Raw genomic sequence first — 16,985 nt, 5'->3', positions numbered from 1 at the left:
GACATCAACCGATTCCGGGGATGAGTGAGATGAGAAGGTCGATGATCTTGATGCCGACGAAGGGGGCGATGAGGCCGCCGACGCCGTAGATCCCGAGGTTGCGGCGGAGCATCCGGTCCGCGCTCATGGGGCGGTAGCGCACGCCCCGCAGGGCCAGGGGCACCAGGGCGACGATGATCAGCGCGTTGAAGATGACGGCGGAGAGGATCGCCGACTCGGGTGAGGACAGGCTCATGATGTTGAGCTTGTCGAGGCCCGGATAGACGACGGCGAACATCGCCGGGATGATCGCGAAGTATTTCGCCACGTCGTTGGCGATCGAGAACGTCGTCAACGCGCCCCGGGTGATGAGGAGTTGCTTGCCGATCTCGACGATCTCGATGAGCTTCGTCGGGTTGGAGTCCAGGTCGACCATGTTCCCGGCCTCTTTGGCGGCCGAGGTGCCGGTGTTCATGGCGACGCCGACATCGGCCTGGGCGAGCGCGGGCGCGTCGTTCGTACCGTCACCGGTCATCGCGACGAGCTTGCCGCCCGCCTGCTCACGCCTGATGAGGGCCATCTTGTCCTCGGGCGTGGCCTCGGCGAGGAAGTCGTCCACCCCGGCCTCTTCCGCGATGGCCCGCGCCGTCAGCGGGTTGTCACCGGTGATCATCACGGTCTTGATCCCCATCCGGCGCAGCTCCTCGAACCGCTCGCGCATCCCCTCCTTCACCACATCCTTGAGATGGATGACACCCAGGATCCGCGCCCCTCGCTCGTCCTCCACGGCGACGAGCAGCGGCGTACCGCCGTTCTCGGAGATGCGGTCGGTCAGGACGCGCGCGTCCGGCGCGACGCGTCCGCCGTGCCGCTCGACCCAGGCGACGACCGAACCGGCCGCGCCCTTGCGGATCTTGCGTACGGCTCCGGCCTGCCGGCCCGGCTCCTCCGCCGTGAGGTCGACACCAGACATCCGGGTCTGCGCCGTGAACGGCACCCAGTCCGCCTGCCCCAACTCCCCCTGCCTGCGCTCCCGCAGGCCGTACTTCTCCTTCGCCAGCACCACGATGGACCGGCCCTCGGGCGTCTCGTCGGCGAGTGACGAGAGCTGTGCGGCGTCCGCGAGTTCGACGGCGGTGACCCCCTCCACCGGGAGGAAGGCCGCCGCCTGGCGGTTGCCGAGGGTGATGGTGCCGGTCTTGTCGAGCAGCAGGGTCGAGACGTCGCCCGCCGCTTCGACGGCGCGGCCGGACATGGCCAGGACGTTGCGCTGGACGAGGCGGTCCATGCCGGCGATGCCGATGGCGGAGAGGAGCGCGCCGATGGTGGTGGGGATGAGGCAGACGAGGAGTGCGGTGAGCACGATCATCGACTGCTGGGCGCCCGCGTAGATCGCGAACGGCTGGAGGGTGACGACGGCCAGCAGGAAGACGACGGTGAGGGACGCGAGAAGGATGTTCAGCGCGATCTCGTTGGGTGTCTTCTGCCGGGCCGCGCCTTCGACCAGCGCGATCATCCGGTCGATGAACGTCTCACCGGGCTTGGTCGTGATCTTGACGACGATTCGGTCGGAGAGGACCTTCGTCCCGCCGGTGACCGCGCTGCGGTCACCGCCCGACTCCCGGATGACGGGGGCCGACTCACCGGTGATCGCGGACTCGTCGACGGAGGCGACGCCTTCCACGACATCGCCGTCACCGGGGATGATGTCGCCCGCCTCGCAGACCACCAGGTCTCCGATACGCAGGTCGGTGCCCGGTACCCGCTCCTCGTTCGGGCCGGTCAGCAGCCGTGCGACGGAGTCCGTCTTGGCCTTGCGGAGGGTGTCGGCCTGCGCCTTGCCGCGGCCCTCGGCGACAGCCTCGGCGAGGTTGGCGAAGATCGTGGTCAGCCACAGCCAGGCGGTGATCGCCCAGCCGAACCAGTCGCCCGGTTTCGTGATCGCGAGCACGGTGGTGAGCACCGAGCCGATCTCGACCACGAACATCACCGGGGACTTGACCATCACCCGCGGATCAAGCTTCCTGATCGCGTCGGGGAAGGATCTGAGCAACTGCTTGGGGTCGAACAGACCGCCGCCGATACGCCCGTCGTCGCCGGGCCGGTGCGAGGTCGGCACGTCCGAGTGCGGCGCCCGCGAGGGACCGAGACCCGAGCCGGAGCCGGAGCTGGGGTCGGAGCCCGAGCCGGAGCCGGAGCTGGGGTCGGAGCCCGAGCCCGAGCCGGAGCTGGGGTCGGAGCCCGAGCCCGAGCCGGGGTCGGGGTCGGGCGTGGGGGTCGAGGTGGCAGTGCTCATGACGCGAGTCCTTCGGCGAGCGGTCCCAGCGCGAGCGCGGGGAAGTAGGTCAGACCGGCGACGATCATGATCGTGCCGACCAGGAGCCCGCTGAACAGGGGCTTGTCGGTACGCAGGGTGCCCGCGGTCATCGGCACCGGTTTCTGCTCGGCCAGCGAGCCGGCCAGCGCCAGGACGAACACCATCGGCAGGAAACGCCCCAGCAGCATCGCGATACCGATGGAGGTGTTGAACCACTGCGTGTCCGCGTTGAGCCCCGCGAACGCCGAACCGTTGTTGTTGGCACCCGACGTATACGCGTACAGAATCTCGGAGAATCCGTGCGCGCCGCTGTTCGTCATCGAATTCGCGGGCGTGTTCATCGCCATCGCCACACCGGTGAAACACAGCACCAGGGCCGGGGTGATGAGGATGTAGCACGCGGCGAATTTGATCTGCCGGGTGCCGATCTTCTTACCCAGGTATTCCGGTGTACGGCCGACCATGAGACCCGCGAGGAACACCGCGATGACTGCCATGATGAGGATTCCGTACAGACCGGATCCCACACCGCCGGGCGCGATCTCGCCCAACTGCATTCCCAGCATGGCGATTCCGCCGCCGAAACCGGTGTACGAGGAGAGGAACGAATTCACCGCACCCGTCGAGGTGAGGGTCGTCGCCACCGAGAAGATCGACGAGGCGCCGACTCCGAACCGTGTCTCCTTGCCCTCCAGAGCACCGCCCGCGATGTCGAACGCCGGGCCTCCGTGGTGGAATTCGGTCCACATCATCAGCGCGGTGAAGACGACCCAGATCGTCACCACCGTGGCGAGGATCGCGTACCCCTGCTTCACACTGCCGACCATCCGCCCGAACGTCCGCGTCAGCGACAGCGGAATGAGCAGGATCAGGAAGATCTCAAGAAGGTTCGACAGCCCGTTGGGGTTCTCGAAGGGGTGCGCGGAGTTGGCGTTGAAGTAGCCGCCGCCGTTGGTGCCCAGTTCCTTGATGGCCTCCTGCGAGGCCACGGCGCCGCCGTTCCACTGCTGGGAGCCGCCCATGAACTGGCCGACGGAGTGGATCCCGGCGAAGTTCTGGATCGCCCCGCAGGCGACCAGCAGAATCGCTCCGACCAGCGCGATCGGCAGCAGGATACGCACGGTGCCGCGCACCATGTCGGCCCAGAAGTTGCCCAGTTCACCGGTACGGGAGCGGGCGAAGCCCCGTACGAGCGCGACGGCGACGGCCATGCCCACGGCGGCCGAGAGGAAGTTCTGCACCGCCAGGCCGCCGGTCTGCACGACATGGCCCATGGCCTGTTCGCCGTAGTACGACTGCCAGTTGGTGTTCGACACGAATGAGGCGGCGGTGTTGAACGCCTGGTCCGGATCGATCGACGAGAAGCCGAGTGAGCCGGGCAGGCCGCCCTGGATCCGCTGCATCAGATACAGAAAGAGGACACTCACCAACGAGAAGCCGAGAACTCCCCGCAGATAGGCGGGCCAGCGCATCTCGGTGGATGGATCGGCGCCCACGGCACGGTAGATCCACTTCTCCACACGCAAATGCTTCGGAGAGGAATAGACACCGGCCATGTAGTCGCCGAGGGGTCGGTATGCCAGGGCCAGCGCCACCATGAGCGCGAGCAACTGGAGCACACCGGCGAGGACGGGGCTCATCAGGGCTCAGAACCTCTCCGGGAAGAGAAGTGCGAGGACCAGATAGCCCAGCAGGGAGACGGCGATGACGAGACCGACGATGTTCTCCACGGTCATAGCTTCGCCACCCCCTTGGCAACGAAAGCCACCAGCGCGAACAGCACGATCGTGGTGACGACGAAGGCCACATCGGCCATCGTGAGCTCCTGAAAGAGGTCGGAAATTCTTGGACCTCTAGAGGAAAGCCTCTTTTTTCGGGGACACGAGCGCCGTTGACGGGTCCCATACGGCGCGAGGGGCGCGTTTTACGGATCTCATACACGGATGGCCCATACATGACTTGCGCCCGGCAGGATTCCTGCCGGGCACAAGCTGTGTACGGGGGGCGGTCGCTCCCGGCGTCAGCCGGTGCGGGCCGCCGACACGGCCGTTACGGCCTCCGGAGCACCCGGGGCCCCCGAGGCTTCCCGGTCCTCCCCGGGACGCAGTACGCGCTCCGCCAGCGCGCCGAAGATCAGCCCGAAGGCCGTCCACAGCAGCGCCTGGACCCCCAGCGAGGCCAGCCGGAACTCCCAGAGCAGCGCGGCCGGGAAGGTCTCCTTCACCGCGTCGGTATTGGGGGGCAGCAGCAGACACGCCACGGCCATGACCACCACATAGCCGCCGGCGGCGGCGACGGTCGCGTTCCAGTTGCCCAGCGTCGGCGCGAGCCGCCGCCCGGCGATGACGGCGATGACCGCGACCAGCACGCTGAGCGCGATCATCAGGAAGAACAGCGTCGTGCGCTTCCCGATGGTGTCGGGATTGCCCACGGCCGGCGGGGTCGCGGGGTATTTCAGGAACGGCACCAGATAGACGGTGGTGAAGGCGGCGCCCGCGACCAGCGCGGCCGTCGCCCGGGGCCGGATACGGCCGACCCGGCCCAGACAGACGGCGAAGGCCAGCGAGGCGATGCCGCCCAGGGCCACTCCGTACACAAGCACGCCGGTGGCGAGGCCGAAGGTCGACTGGACCGGCCGCGTGACCAGTTCCTCCTCCTCTTCCCCGGCGGGGGCGGCTGCCGCGTCGCCGTGCTCATGGGCCGGGGCGGACGCGGCCTCTTCCAACGCGATGGAGGAGTCGATGGACGGCTCCCCCACCACGTAAGCGAACGCGAAGGCGAGCAGTCCGGCGACGACGCCCGCGATCATGCCGCGGACCAGAAGGTTTCTGACGGTGGACGATTGCATGGTGATGTACTCCGAGGGTGGCCCGCGTCCGTCAGATCAGTGGCAGGGGAAGCCGAGCAGATGACGGCCGTCGTGCACCCACTCGTGCACACCCGCCCCGGAGAACACCGACGTGGCGCCCTGTTCGGCACCGACGAAGTACAGCAGCACCAGCATCAGCGTGCCCACGAAGACCGCCCAGGGCAGAACCGCCCGCAGGGGCAAGGGAGTCAGGGGGGATATCGCTGATCCGATGGGCGAAGAAACGGCCGGGGGCACGATGGACTCAGCCATGGCACAACCTCCTTGGGAACTCGCGTCCCGTTCGGTGGAGCTCGCACGACGACCATCGGGTCTGACTCACCGAGCCGCCTCGCCGCGCGTACGCGGTGGCTGCCCGGCATACAGTGGCGCGACCGTGCCGGAATCTCACCGGACTTCCGTCTCGCCGTCGTGATATCGACGTGAACGTACCGCGATCGGACAGGTGGGCCAAGAGGGCGACTCCTCCCGCGTCTCCACCCGGCCCCGGTGCCCGACCGGCGTGCGGCGGGCGCGCGGTGGGGGGTGTCCCGCGAACGCACCACCCTGGAGAGCACTATGACCACCCGCGTGACGTTGATCTCACCGGCGCTCAGCACCGCGCTGCGCGAGGCGCGCTTCGCCGACGGACCGCTGGACGCGACCGGGCTGCGCCAGGCCGAGGCCGTACGGGGCGCGCACGCCCTCGCCGAGCAACGCGCCACCGCGGACCGGGTGTTCGCGTCACCCTCGGTGCGCTGCCACCAGACGGCGGAAGCCCTCGGCCTGGTCGCGGAGCCCCTGCCGGAGCTGCGGACGTGCGGGATGGGCCGCTGGCGGGGGATGCGGCTGGACGAGGTCGGCGCCGCGGAGCCGCAGGCGGTCGCCGCGTGGCTGGCCGACCCGACGGCGGCGCCGCACGGCGGGGAGTCGCTGAAGGCGCTGCACATCCGCCTGGGCCACTGGCTCGACGGGCTGGGCGCGGACGCGCGCCCGGACTCGGCGCGCATACTCGCGGTCGCCGAGCCCGATGTCGTACGCGCGCTGACGGTGCAGGCGATCGGCGCGCCGACGCAGGTGTTCTGGCGTATCGACGTACAGCCGCTGACGGTCACGGAGCTGAGCGGGCGGAACGGCCGCTGGAATCTGCGCAGCGGCCGTCCCTTGCTAGGCGGTTCGCGCTGAGGCGAACCGCGCGGGTTACGCCGGCGTGGCCGGTCCCACCAGTTCGCCGAGCACGTCCTCCATCGTCACGAAGCCGAGCACCGTGCCCGCCTCTCCCGTCACCGCGGCCAGGTGGCTGTCGGCCGCCCGCAGCGCGGTGAGCGTGTCGTCCAGCGGGGTGTCGATCCGGACGCGTGTCACCGCGTGGAGCGTGGAGCGCGGGAACGGCTTGGTGCGGTCGGCGACGCCGAGGGTGTCCTTGATGTGCAGGTAGCCCAGGACGGCGCCGGCGGGCCCGGTGACCGGGATCCGCGAGAAGCCGGCCGACGACGCGATCCGCTCCAGCTGTTCGGGTGTCACCCGGTGGTCGACGGTGACCATCCGGCGCAGCGGTACGAGGAGCTCGCCGACCGGGCGGGTGCCCAGCTCCAGCGCGTCCCGCAGCCGTTCGCCGTCGGCCGGTGAGAGCAGCCCGGCCTGGCTGGAGACGGCGACCATCCGGGCGAGTTCGTCGTCGTTGAAGACGGCGGCGACCTCGTCCTTGGGCTCGACCTTGATCAGCCGGAGCAGGACGTTGGCGAACGCGTTGATGCCGAAGATCAGCGGACGCAGCGCGCGGGTCAGTGCGACCAGCGGCGGGCCGAGCACGAGCGCCGTCTTGGTGGGCGCGGCGAGCGCGATGTTCTTCGGGATCATCTCGCCGAACAGCATGTGCAGATACGTGGCCAGGGTCAGCGCGATCACGAACGCGATCGGGTGCACCAGGGCCTCGGGGATCCGCGCCGCCTCGAAGCCGGGCTCCAGCAGGTGCGCGATGGCCGGTTCGGCGACGGCGCCGAGGACCAGGGACGAGACGGTGATGCCGAGCTGGGCGGTGGCCATCATGGCCGAGAGGTTTTCCAGCCCGTACAGCACGGTGGGTGCCCGCTTGTCGCCCTTGCGGGCGTGCGGCTCGATCTGGCTGCGGCGGACGGCGATGAGGGCGAATTCGGCGCCGACGAAGAAGGCGTTGGTCAGCAGCGTCAGGGCGCCGATGGTCAGTTGCAGGGCGGTCATCGGGCTTCTCCGGCGTACTGGCGCGAGGGGTCGTCGGTGTCGGTGGTGACGGCGGTGGCCGTGTCGGGCGCCGTGGCCGTGTCGGGCGCGGTGCCGCCGCCGGGTACGGAGGGTGCCGCGTACGGCTCCGTGTCGGTCCCGGCGGCGAAGGCCCGCGCCGGCTCGGTGATGCGCACGCGCTCGGCGACGTGGTGCTCGATGTCCAGGACATCCAGTCGCCAGCCGTCCAGTTCGACCGTGTCGCCCTCGACGGGGATTCGCGCGAGGCGGGCCGCGACGAGTCCGGCGACGGTCTCGTACGGCCCCTCCGGGGCGACCAGCCCGATCCGCGCCAGCTCGTCGATCCGTACGCTGCCGTCCGCCTCCCAGGTCGCGCGCCCGTCCGCGTTCGGCGGCGCGGGCAGCAGGTCGGGGGTCTCGACGGGGTCGTGCTCGTCGCGTACCTCGCCGACGACCTCCTCGACGATGTCCTCCATGGTGGCCACGCCGGCCGTGCCGCCGTACTCGTCGATGACCACGGCCATCGTGCGCGCGGCGCGCAGCCGGTCCAGCAGCAGGTCGGCGGTCAGGGTGTCGGGCACCAGCAGCGGCTCGCTGGCCAGCTCGGTGACGGACACGCGGTCGCGCCGCTCCGGTTCCAGGGCGAGGACGTCACGGATGTGGACCGTGCCGATCACCTCGTCCAGGCTGTCGCGGTAGACGGGGAAGCGGGAGAGGCCGGTGGCGTAGGTCAGATTGGCGGCGTCGGCCGCCGTCGCCCCGGCCTCCAGCGCCTGGACGTCGACGCGGGGCGTCATCACGTTCTCGGCCGTCAGCTCACCGAGTCGCAGGGTCCGTACGAACAGCTCGGCCGAGTCCTGCTCCAGCGCGCCCTCGGCGGCGGAGTGCCGGGCGAGCGAGATCAGCTCGTCAGGCGTACGGGCGGAGACCAGCTCGTCGGTGGGCTCCAGGCCCATGCGCCGGACGAAACGATTCGCCGTGCTGTTGAGATGCCGGATGAGCGGGCCGAAGGCGGCGGTGAAGCCGCGCTGCGGGCCCGCGACGACCTTGGCGACCGCCAGGGGTCGCGAGATGGCCCAGTTCTTGGGGACCAGCTCGCCGATGACCATCAGCACGATCGTGGAGATCACGACGCCGAGGACGGTGGCCACGACCGACGCGGCGGAGCCGAGCCCGACGGCCTCCAGCGGTCCGCGCAGCAGCACGGCCATGGACGGCTCGGCGAGCATGCCGATGACGAGGGAGGTGACGGTGATGCCCAGCTGCGCGCCGGACAGCTGGAAGGTGAGGCGCCGGACAGCCTTCAGCGCGCTTTCGGCGCCGCGCTCACCGGCCGCGGCGGCGCGCTCCAGGCTGTCGCGCTCGACGGTCGTCAGGGAGAACTCGGCGGCCACGAAGACGGCGCAGGCGAGTGTGAGCCCGAGGGCGATCAGCAGGAAGAAGATCTCGGTCACCGTGCCACCCCCGCTCCGCCGGTCAGGTAAAGCGGAGGGGAAATGGCACGGCTGGTACTAGGAGGCTCCATCGTGGAACTGCTGCTTCCTTCTTTGTCGGTCGGGTGTCCCCGCCGTGATCGGCAGAGGGGACGAAACATCATGGTAAAGGAATGGCAAACAGAATGGGAGTACCCGAAGGGGTGACGGAGAGTGACTAATGTCGCTCTCGCCACTCGGCGGCGATCTCCTCGACGTCGAACGGCTTCTTGTTGAGCGGCGGCCCGGCCGGCGGCCTGGCGACGGCGGCGCGGATCTTCTCGTTGACGGCGGCGATGATCCGCCGCGCCTGCGCTTCCGACACCGCCTCGCGGGCGGCGGCCACCGCGTCCTCGACCTCCTTACGAAGGCTCAGCGTCGGCGGCAGGTAGGAGATTCCCTCCCGCTCCATCTTTCCCTTGATCCACCACAGTTCGTCGTACGGAGCGGCCTCGGACGCCAGCGGCTTTCCCGCCCCCGGCAGATTGTCGAAGGCGCCGCGCTCCGCGGCCTCCCGGACCTGCCTGTCGACCCATGTCTCGAAGTTGACGCCGGGTGGCTTGCGCTCGGTCATCCCGCGACCTCCTGTCTCGTCCGTGGCTACGGGGCGATGGCGGCGTGGCGACACCGGCCTCCTCCATAGTGCCTGGGGGACGGCGCGACCAGGAGTGGTCAGATCTCCTTCGCCGGCCAGTCCAGCAGCCGCGCGCCGATCACGGCCGTCTGGAGCGTGTAGCGCTGGAACGGCTCCGCCGGGTCCGACCCGCTGAGCTTGTGTATGCGCTCCAGCCGGTACGTCAGCGCGCGCACGCTCAGATTCAGCCGCCGCGCCGCCTCCGCCGACACACACCCCGCGTCGAAGTACGCCGTCAATGTGTCGAGCAGCGGCCGGGCGCCGCCGCGCGCCTCCTTGAGAGGGCCGAGCGCGCTGCGTACGAGATCGGCCATCGCCTCCCGGTCCCGGCTGAGCACCGGATAGACCAGCAGGTCGGCCGCCCGCAGCACCGGCTCCTCCAGCTCCATCCGCTCGGCGAGGTCCTGGGCGTTGAGCGCCTCCTCGTACGACTGCACTACGCCGCCCGCCCCCGGGTGCGCGCGCCCGATGGTGACCCGTCCGCCGCCCGTCGCCGCGTGCGCCTGCTTCGCGAAGTACGTGAGGACGTCGCCCTCGTCGGCGGGCGCGACACAGATGAGCCGCCCGTCCTTGGTGGTCAGCAGGATGCGGCGGTCACCGAAGCGGGAGACGAGGGCCAGTTCGACGCTCCGGGTGACGGGGTCGGTCTCGGCGTACGCGGCCTCCCCGACGGCCACGGCCACCGCGTGCGCGTGGGAGAGCTGGAGCCCGAAGCGCCCGGCCCGCTCGGCGAGCCTGCCGAGGTCGCTGCGCCCGTGCAGCAGGTCGTCGATGAACTCACGCCGGGACGCCTCCTCGCGGCGTACCGCGAGCCGCTGGGCCCGCTCGTACCCCTCGGCGAACGCGTCGACCGCCTGCTCGACGGCGGCCAGGACGCTGTCGGCGGACGCCGTGTCGGCAGAGGAGACGGGCCAGGCGGCGCGCGTGGCGGTCAGATACCTGCTGACGAGTGCCCGCAGGCCGTGCCCGGCCTCGGCGGCCTGCTCGCCCAGCGCGCGGCGCGAGTCCAGCTCGTCGCGGGTGAGGCGGCGTCCGGTCACCGAGACGTCCGACAGGATCCGGTCGTAGCCGGTCAAGTACTCCTGGAACACCTCGTGGTCCGTGGTCCGGCCTGTCGTGTGGTCCGCCATCGCAGCCCCCCGGCTTCCTGATCCGTCCTGACGCGTTCTTAACGCGGGCGCCGCCCAGCCTGTCAGACACCGATCCCGCGCCGACACCCGGCATTAAGGACCCGTAAAGATTGCCGGGATCCGGCAATGCGGGCGCGGCCCGTCGGCTGACAGGATCGGACCACGGAAAACGGGGGACGGATTCCGGTGCCGGAGTGCGCGCACTCGCACTCCGGCATCCGGAGCCGGTCCGGTCGGTACGGCGGCGGAGCGCCGGGCGAGGGAGGAACGGGAATGCGTGAATTCATCGACGCGGCACTCGGATTCCCCACTTTCCTGTTCACCGCCGCGCTGATCGTGGTCGTCGGCTTCTGGCTGCTGGTGCTGGTCGGCGCCGCCGAGACCGAGAGCTTCGACTCGGACGTCGACCTCGACGCCGCCGGGATCGGCGGAGTGCCGGTCACCGTGGCCTTCTCACTGCTGACAGCCGTCGCGTGGTTCAGCAGCCTGGCCGCTTCCGTGACTCTGCGCCGCTTCGGCGCCTTCGACGCCTCCGGTCTCGTACGCGCCGCGTCGGCTCTCGCCGTGCTGGCCGGCGCGACACTGCTCGCCTGGTGGGCCACCCGGCTGCTCGTACGGCCGCTGCACACGCTCTTCCCCGACGAACCCGGGCCGTCCCGGCTCGACTTCGTGGGACTGACCTGCACCATCCGGACAGGACGGGTGGATGCCTGGTTCGGCCAGGCCGAGGTCGCCGCGCGGGACGGCTCCACCGCCGTCGTACAGGTCAGGCAGCATCGCGCGGACACCGCGAAGGCCGACGCGCCGACGCTGAGCAACGGCAGCACGGGGCTGCTGTACGCCTACGACGACGCCGGTGAGTTCTTCTGGGTCGCGCCGTACGACACGGCGCTCGACCCGCGCGCCTCGGCCGCCTGACCGCCGCCGACCGGTCCCTGCCGCCTGACCGCCGCCGCCTGAATCCCCTCGCCTGATCTCCTCGCCTGATCCCTTCATCTCACCCGACCCCTCGTCGGCCGGGCCCTCATGCCTCCTCATGCCTCCACGCAAGGATTTCTCATGGATGCCATCACCTTGGGCGTCGGCGTGCTCGTCGCCGTCTTCCTGCTCATCGCGGTAGCCCTGCTCCTGGTCGTCAGCCGGCTCTTCCGCAAGGTCGAGCAGGGCAAGGCCCTGATCGTCTCGAAGATGCGGAAGGTCGACGTCACCTTCACCGGCCAGGTCGTCCTTCCCGTGCTCCACAAGGCCGAGACGATGGACATCTCCGTCAAGGCCATCGACATCACCCGCACCGGCCGGGACGGACTGATCTGCCGGGACAACATCCGCGCCGACATCCGGATCTCGTTCTTCGTCCGGGTCAACAAGACGACCGAGGACGTCATCAAGGTCGCACAGGCCATCGGCACGGCGCGGGCCAGTGACAAGGAGACGTTGCAGGAGCTGTTCAACGCCAAGTTCTCCGAGGCGCTGAAGACGGTCGGCAAGCAGCTCGACTTCACCGATCTCTACACCAAGCGCGACGAGTTCAGGGACCGGATCATCCAGGTCATCGGCACCGACCTCAACGGCTACAGCCTGGAGGACGCGGCGATCGACTATCTGGAGCAGACGCCGCTCGCGCAGCTCGACACGAACAACATCCTGGACGCGCAGGGCATCCGGAAGATCACCGAGCTGACGGCGATCGAGCATGTCCGCACCAACGAGTTCCTCCGTACCGAGGAGAAGGAGACCACCCGGCAGAACGTCGACGCCCGCGAGGCCATCCTGGAGCTGGAGCGCCGGCAGGCCGACGCCGAGATCAAGCAGAAGCGCGAGATCGACACCGTACGGGCACGCGAGGAGGCCGAGACGGCGCGCGTGCGCGAGGAGGAGCGGCTGCGGGCGCAGAGCGCCTTCCTCCATACCGAGGAGCAGTTGGGTGTCCAGCGCGAGAACCAGGCGCGCGAGGTCGCCGTCGCCGAGAAGAACCGCGAGCGGGTCATCGCCATCGAGACCGAGCGCATCGAGAAGGACCGCCTCCTTGAGGTCATCGCCCGCGAGCGGGAGACCGAACTGACCCGTATCTCGGCCGAGAAGGAGGTCGAGACGGAGCGCAGGGAGATCGCCGAGGTGATCCGCGAGCGGATCGCCGTGGACCGTACGGTCGCCGAGCAGGAGGAGTCCATCAAGCGGCTGCGCGCCGTGGAGTCCGCCGAGCGCGACCGCCAGTCGATCATCATCGCGGCCGAGGCCGAGGCGCAGGAGCGACTGGTCAAGGACATCAAGGCGGCCGAGGCTGCCGAGCAGGCGGCGGTCCACCGGGCCGCCGAGCAGATCACGCTCGCCGAGGCGCGGGTGAAGTCGGCGGACCTCGACGCGACGGCCAAGACACGGCTGGCGGAGGGCATCCAGGCCGAGACGGCGGCCGTCGGCCTGGCGGCGGTGCAGGTACGGGAGAAGGAGGCCGACGCGGTCGAGAAGGCCGGCCGCGCGGAGGCCGGGGCCACGGAGGCGCGCCTGCGCGCCGAGGCGGCCGGGCTGACCGAGAAGGCGGCGGCGATGGCCGCGCTGGACGAGGCGTCGCGGGGCCACGAGGAGTACCGGCTGCGCCTGGAGGCCGACAAGGAAGTGCGGCTCGCGGGCCTGGAAACGCAGCGGCAGGTCGCCGAGGCGCAGGCCGCCGTGCTGGCGACGGGCCTGGAGAGCGCGGACATCAACATCGTCGGCGGGGACACCGTCTTCTTCGACCGGCTCGTGTCGTCGATCTCGCTCGGCAAGGGCCTGGACGGCTTCATGCGGCACTCGGACACCGCGCAGGCGCTGGCGGGGCCGTGGCTGGACGGGTCGGCGAGCTTCACGGACGACCTGGCGAGGATGCTCGGGTCCGTCTCGACGGCCGACGTGCGGAATCTGACGGTGTCGGCGCTGCTGACGAAGCTGATGGCGTCGGGCGGCGGTACGGGGCCGCGGAGCGGGCAGCTGGGCGAACTGCTCGACAAGGCCAAGCAGTTGGGGCTCGCGGACATGCCGATCGCCGAGCTGGGCCCGGAGCTGGGCCCGGAGCTGAACGGCGCGCTCAAGGCCTGACGGCCGCCAGGACATCAGGACCGGCCGGAGCTGCCGCCACGGGGGTGTGGCAGCTCCGGCCCTGCTTCGCCGACCCCGCAGGGAGTGACCACAACATGACGACGACGGCCAACGAAGCGGACGCGGGCGGCAGTACGGGTACGGACACCGGCACCGGCACGGACGCGGGCACGCGTATCGACGCCGGCGCCTACGAGGTGCTGCGTGACCGGCTCGCCGCCCAGGGCGGTGAACTCGCCCTCCGTACGGAAGCGCTCAACGCCCGCCGCACCGAGACCTTCGGCTCCGCCGAGCTGCGCCTCACCGGCACCGGACAGGTCCGGACGCCGTACGCGAGCGTGCCGCGCGACCTCGTCGCCGTCGGGGACGCCCTCCTCTTCGGCCATGCCGTCGACACCGCCACCGCCGCGGGCCACGGCCCTGAGATCGCGGTCTCCGACGTCTTCGCCCTCCACGACCGGGCTCTCGGCCCGCTTCCCGAGGACGCGGTCCCCGGACTGCTGGACGACCCCGCCTTCGTAAGAGAGCTGGGCGCGCTGTTCCGCTACTACCGGGGCGCGCGGCTGCTCCGACTGCGCCACCTCGGCGGCAAGCTGCTGGCCGTGTTCCGTACGGGCGAGAAGGCCGACGACATCCGCGTACTGCGCTGGGCGCTGCGCACCGACGGCACGGCGGAGTTCCTGGACGCGCGCGGTGACCGGGACCATGTCTTCCCGCCGTCGCACGACGTGGAGTGGACGGCGGCCACCCGCGACGACCACGTCCCGGGCCGCCATCCGCACATCCGCGTCGGAGGCGAGGTGTACGTCTCCACGGTCGGCGGCGCCCTCACCCTCAAGACCGCCGACGACACCGAGACCGCCGAGGGGATCTACTCCGAGCCCGTCACCGAACCACTCCAGTCCCTCGCGGACGCCGACGTCGCCCACGCGCGCGTGGGCGCGCTGATCCTGCTGCGTGTACGCCCTTACAAGGAGGACGTCTGGCGCCATCTCGTCCTCAACACCCTCTCCGGGACGGTCGTCCGACTCGACGGCATCGGCCGGTCCTGCCGCCGGCTCCCCGAGGACCAGGGCGTCGTCTTCCCGGGCGGCTACTACCTGGCGGCCACGGACACGGCCAAGACGTTCGACACGGACGCGGGAAGCGGGTCCGTGGAGGACCTGGAGTTCGAGCGGGCGGTGCACTCCCCCAACGGGGAGGACGTGCTGTACGTCTTCCAGGACCGCGCCGAGGGCCGCACCCTCCTCCTGCCGTACAACGTCATCCGCAAGGAAGCCGCCGCGCCACTGACCGGCGGCGGCTACGCCGTCTTCGACGACGGCACCCTCATCACCCTGCGCGCGGCCCAGGAGCCCGCGCGGGTGCATCCGCTCCAGCTCTGGCACTCGCCGTACGTCTCCGACACCTACGCCGCGACCCGCCCCACCGGCACCGGCCCCCTCGCGCGCGTCGGCAACGCCGACCTCGTGCGCGGTATCGCGGACTGCCTGTCGATCGCCCGCGCGGTCGCCGGGACGACGGCGCCCGCCGCGACCCCGACGACGGCCGCGTACGCCGCGCTCGTCACCGCGTGTGCCCGCGCCGCCGACCGCCACCACTGGCTGGCCGACCCCGAACTCGGCTCCCCGCACGGCCTGTTGGCCGAGATCAGGGCCACCGCCGAGCAGGTGCTCGGCGAGTTCCGGACGGTGCGGACCCTGACCCGGCGGGCGGCGGACGCGCTCACCGAGTCCACCGCGCAGGTCGCCGCGCTCGTACGCCGTATCCGTGGCGAGGCACCCCGCGGCGCGGCCGACTGGGTGGACCGGCTCACCGAACTCCGGCGCGCGCAGGGCCACTTGGTGACGCTGAAGGAGATGCGCTACGCCGACACCGAGCGGATCGACAGCCTCGTCGCGGCGACCGGGGGCGACATCGACGCGGCGGCGCGCCGTGCCGTCGCCTTCCTCGGCCGCGAGGACGCGTTCGCGGACCACCACGCCGAGGTCGAGCGGCTGACGGCCGACGCGGCGGCCATCACGACGGTCGCCGAGGCCACGCCGGTCGCCACGCGTCTCAAGGAGCACGCCGCCGGGCTGCGGACCGTCACCGAGGTCGTCACGGGGCTCGACATCGGCGACACCGTCGTCCGTACGTCCGTCCTGGAGCGCGTCGCGAACGTCCTCGGCGGCGTCAACCGCGCCCGCGCCACGCTCGAAGCGCGCCGCTCCGAACTGCTCGACCACGAGGGCCGCGCCGAGTTCGCCGCCGAATTCGCCCTGCTGGGCCAGGCGGTGACCGGCGCGCTCGCCGCCGCCGACACCCCCGAGACCTGCGACGAACAGCTCGCCGGGCTGCTGCTCCAGCTCGAAGACCTGGAGTCGCGCTTCGTCGAGTACGAGGGCTTCCTTGCCGAACTCGACGCCCGGCGCACCGAGGTCTACGAGGCGTTCGCCGCCCGCAGACAGTCCCTCCAGGACACCCGCGCCCGGCGCGCCGAGCGGCTGGCCGACTCGGCCCTCCGCGTGCTCGGCTCGATCTCCCGCCGGCTCTCCTCGCTCGCCGACACCGACGCCGTCAACACCTACTTCGCCTCCGACCCGATGGTCGCCAAGGTCCGCCGCACGGCCGACGAGCTCCGTGAGCTGGGCGACCGGGTACGGGCCGAGGAGCTGGACGGGCGGCTCCTGTCCGCCCGCCAGGAGGCGGCACGGGCCCTGCGCGACCGCACCGACCTGTACGCGGACGGCGGCGCCACGATCCGGCTCGGGCGCCACACCTTCGCGGTGAACACCCGGGCGCCGGAGCTGACCCTCGTCCCGCACGGCGACCGCACGGCGCTCGCGCTCACCGGCACCGACTACCGCAGTCCCGTCACGGACCCGGCGTTCGAGGCGACCCGCCCGTACTGGGACCAACCGCTGCCCTCCGAGTCCCCCGACGTCTACCGCGCGGAGCACCTGGCGGCCCGTCTGCTGGCCGAACACGGCGCGGCCGGGCTCCGGGCCGTGGCCGACCTCCCCGCGCTGGTCACGGCGGCGGCGGAGGCCGCGTACGACGAGGGCCATCAGCGCGGTGTCCACGACCACGACGCGACGGTCCTCCTCACGGCGCTGCTGCGCCTGCACGACGAGGCGGGTCTGCTGCGCCACCCGCCGGCGGCCCGCGCGGCGGCGCAGCTGTTCTGGGCGTACGGCGTGACGGCGCGGGCGCGGGCGCGGGAGGACTGGACCCGCCGGGCGGTGTCGCTGGCGCGGGTGCGCGAGACGTTCGGGCCGGCTGTCGGGATCGACGCCTTCCGTAAGGAGGTGGCTTCGGCGGTGCGGGAGTT

At 70.9% G+C, this 16,985-nt stretch carries 13 protein-coding genes; 4 read left to right on the top strand and 9 right to left on the bottom strand.

The features are described from left to right. Window positions 1–4: 4 nt before the first annotated feature. The 5 genes from kdpB to P3L51_RS11125 all read right to left on the bottom strand — a co-directional run bounded on the left by kdpB (window position 5) and on the right by P3L51_RS11125 (window position 5,417). A complete protein-coding gene (kdpB, locus tag P3L51_RS11145; protein ID WP_354604970.1) occupies window positions 5–2,275 on the bottom strand; it encodes a potassium-transporting ATPase subunit KdpB in 2,271 nt (756 codons plus the stop codon). After that, entirely contained in the window at window positions 2,272–3,936 is a 1,665-nt protein-coding gene (gene kdpA / locus P3L51_RS11140) for a potassium-transporting ATPase subunit KdpA (RefSeq protein ID WP_354604969.1), read from the bottom strand. Before kdpA ends, kdpB begins: the two co-directional genes overlap by 4 nt. Window positions 3,937–3,942: 6 nt before the next feature. Continuing rightward, on the bottom strand, window positions 3,943–4,032 hold the full coding sequence (gene kdpF / locus P3L51_RS11135) for a K(+)-transporting ATPase subunit F (RefSeq protein WP_354604968.1): 90 nt from the start codon (window positions 4,030–4,032) through the stop codon (window positions 3,943–3,945). 284 nt (window positions 4,033–4,316) lie between these two features. After that, the gene (locus P3L51_RS11130; protein WP_354604967.1) at window positions 4,317–5,144 is read right to left on the bottom strand and encodes a CbtA family protein; all 828 of its coding nucleotides are present in this window, start codon (window positions 5,142–5,144) and stop codon (window positions 4,317–4,319) included. Window positions 5,145–5,180: 36 nt separating this feature from the next. After that, a complete protein-coding gene (locus P3L51_RS11125) occupies window positions 5,181–5,417 on the bottom strand; it encodes a CbtB domain-containing protein (RefSeq protein ID WP_078075664.1) in 237 nt (78 codons plus the stop codon). 306 nt (window positions 5,418–5,723) lie between these two features. Here P3L51_RS11125 and P3L51_RS11120 point away from each other — a divergent pair, with 306 nt between their 5' ends. Then, window positions 5,724–6,329: a histidine phosphatase family protein gene (locus P3L51_RS11120; RefSeq protein ID WP_354604966.1), complete on the top strand. Its 606-nt coding sequence runs from the start codon at window positions 5,724–5,726 to the stop codon at window positions 6,327–6,329. 15 nt (window positions 6,330–6,344) lie between these two features. Here P3L51_RS11120 and P3L51_RS11115 read toward each other — a convergent pair whose 3' ends face one another. From P3L51_RS11115 to P3L51_RS11100, 4 genes are all read right to left on the bottom strand, one after another. Then, on the bottom strand, window positions 6,345–7,364 hold the full coding sequence (locus P3L51_RS11115) for a hemolysin family protein (protein WP_354604965.1): 1,020 nt from the start codon (window positions 7,362–7,364) through the stop codon (window positions 6,345–6,347). Beyond that, window positions 7,361–8,818, bottom strand: coding sequence for a hemolysin family protein (locus P3L51_RS11110; protein ID WP_354604964.1), 1,458 nt, complete (start codon window positions 8,816–8,818; stop codon window positions 7,361–7,363). The genes P3L51_RS11115 and P3L51_RS11110 overlap by 4 nt, the downstream gene beginning before the upstream one ends. A 196-nt stretch (window positions 8,819–9,014) precedes the next feature. Further along, window positions 9,015–9,410 carry a DnaJ family domain-containing protein gene (locus P3L51_RS11105; RefSeq protein WP_354604963.1) on the bottom strand — a complete coding sequence of 132 codons (396 nt, stop codon included), beginning with the start codon at window positions 9,408–9,410 and terminating at the stop codon, window positions 9,015–9,017. A gap of 98 nt (window positions 9,411–9,508) precedes the next feature. After that, the gene (locus P3L51_RS11100; RefSeq protein ID WP_354604962.1) at window positions 9,509–10,600 is read right to left on the bottom strand and encodes a PucR family transcriptional regulator; all 1,092 of its coding nucleotides are present in this window, start codon (window positions 10,598–10,600) and stop codon (window positions 9,509–9,511) included. 273 nt (window positions 10,601–10,873) lie between these two features. Between P3L51_RS11100 and P3L51_RS11095 the strand changes: the two genes are divergently transcribed. The 3 genes from P3L51_RS11095 to P3L51_RS11085 form a co-directional block, all read left to right on the top strand. Beyond that, window positions 10,874–11,518: a hypothetical protein gene (locus P3L51_RS11095; protein WP_354604961.1), complete on the top strand. Its 645-nt coding sequence runs from the start codon at window positions 10,874–10,876 to the stop codon at window positions 11,516–11,518. A gap of 141 nt (window positions 11,519–11,659) precedes the next feature. Then, window positions 11,660–13,672 carry an SPFH domain-containing protein gene (locus P3L51_RS11090; protein ID WP_354604960.1) on the top strand — a complete coding sequence of 671 codons (2,013 nt, stop codon included), beginning with the start codon at window positions 11,660–11,662 and terminating at the stop codon, window positions 13,670–13,672. 95 nt (window positions 13,673–13,767) lie between these two features. Beyond that, window positions 13,768–16,985: DNA repair ATPase (locus P3L51_RS11085; protein WP_354604959.1), on the top strand; the 3,218-nt coding region annotated here is incomplete at its 3' end.

The organism is Streptomyces panacea (assembly GCF_040560175.1).
Classification (GTDB): domain Bacteria; phylum Actinomycetota; class Actinomycetes; order Streptomycetales; family Streptomycetaceae; genus Streptomyces; species Streptomyces panacea.
The sequence above is the reverse complement of the archived record's forward strand: the minus strand, read 5'-3'. Positions and strand labels throughout refer to the sequence as shown.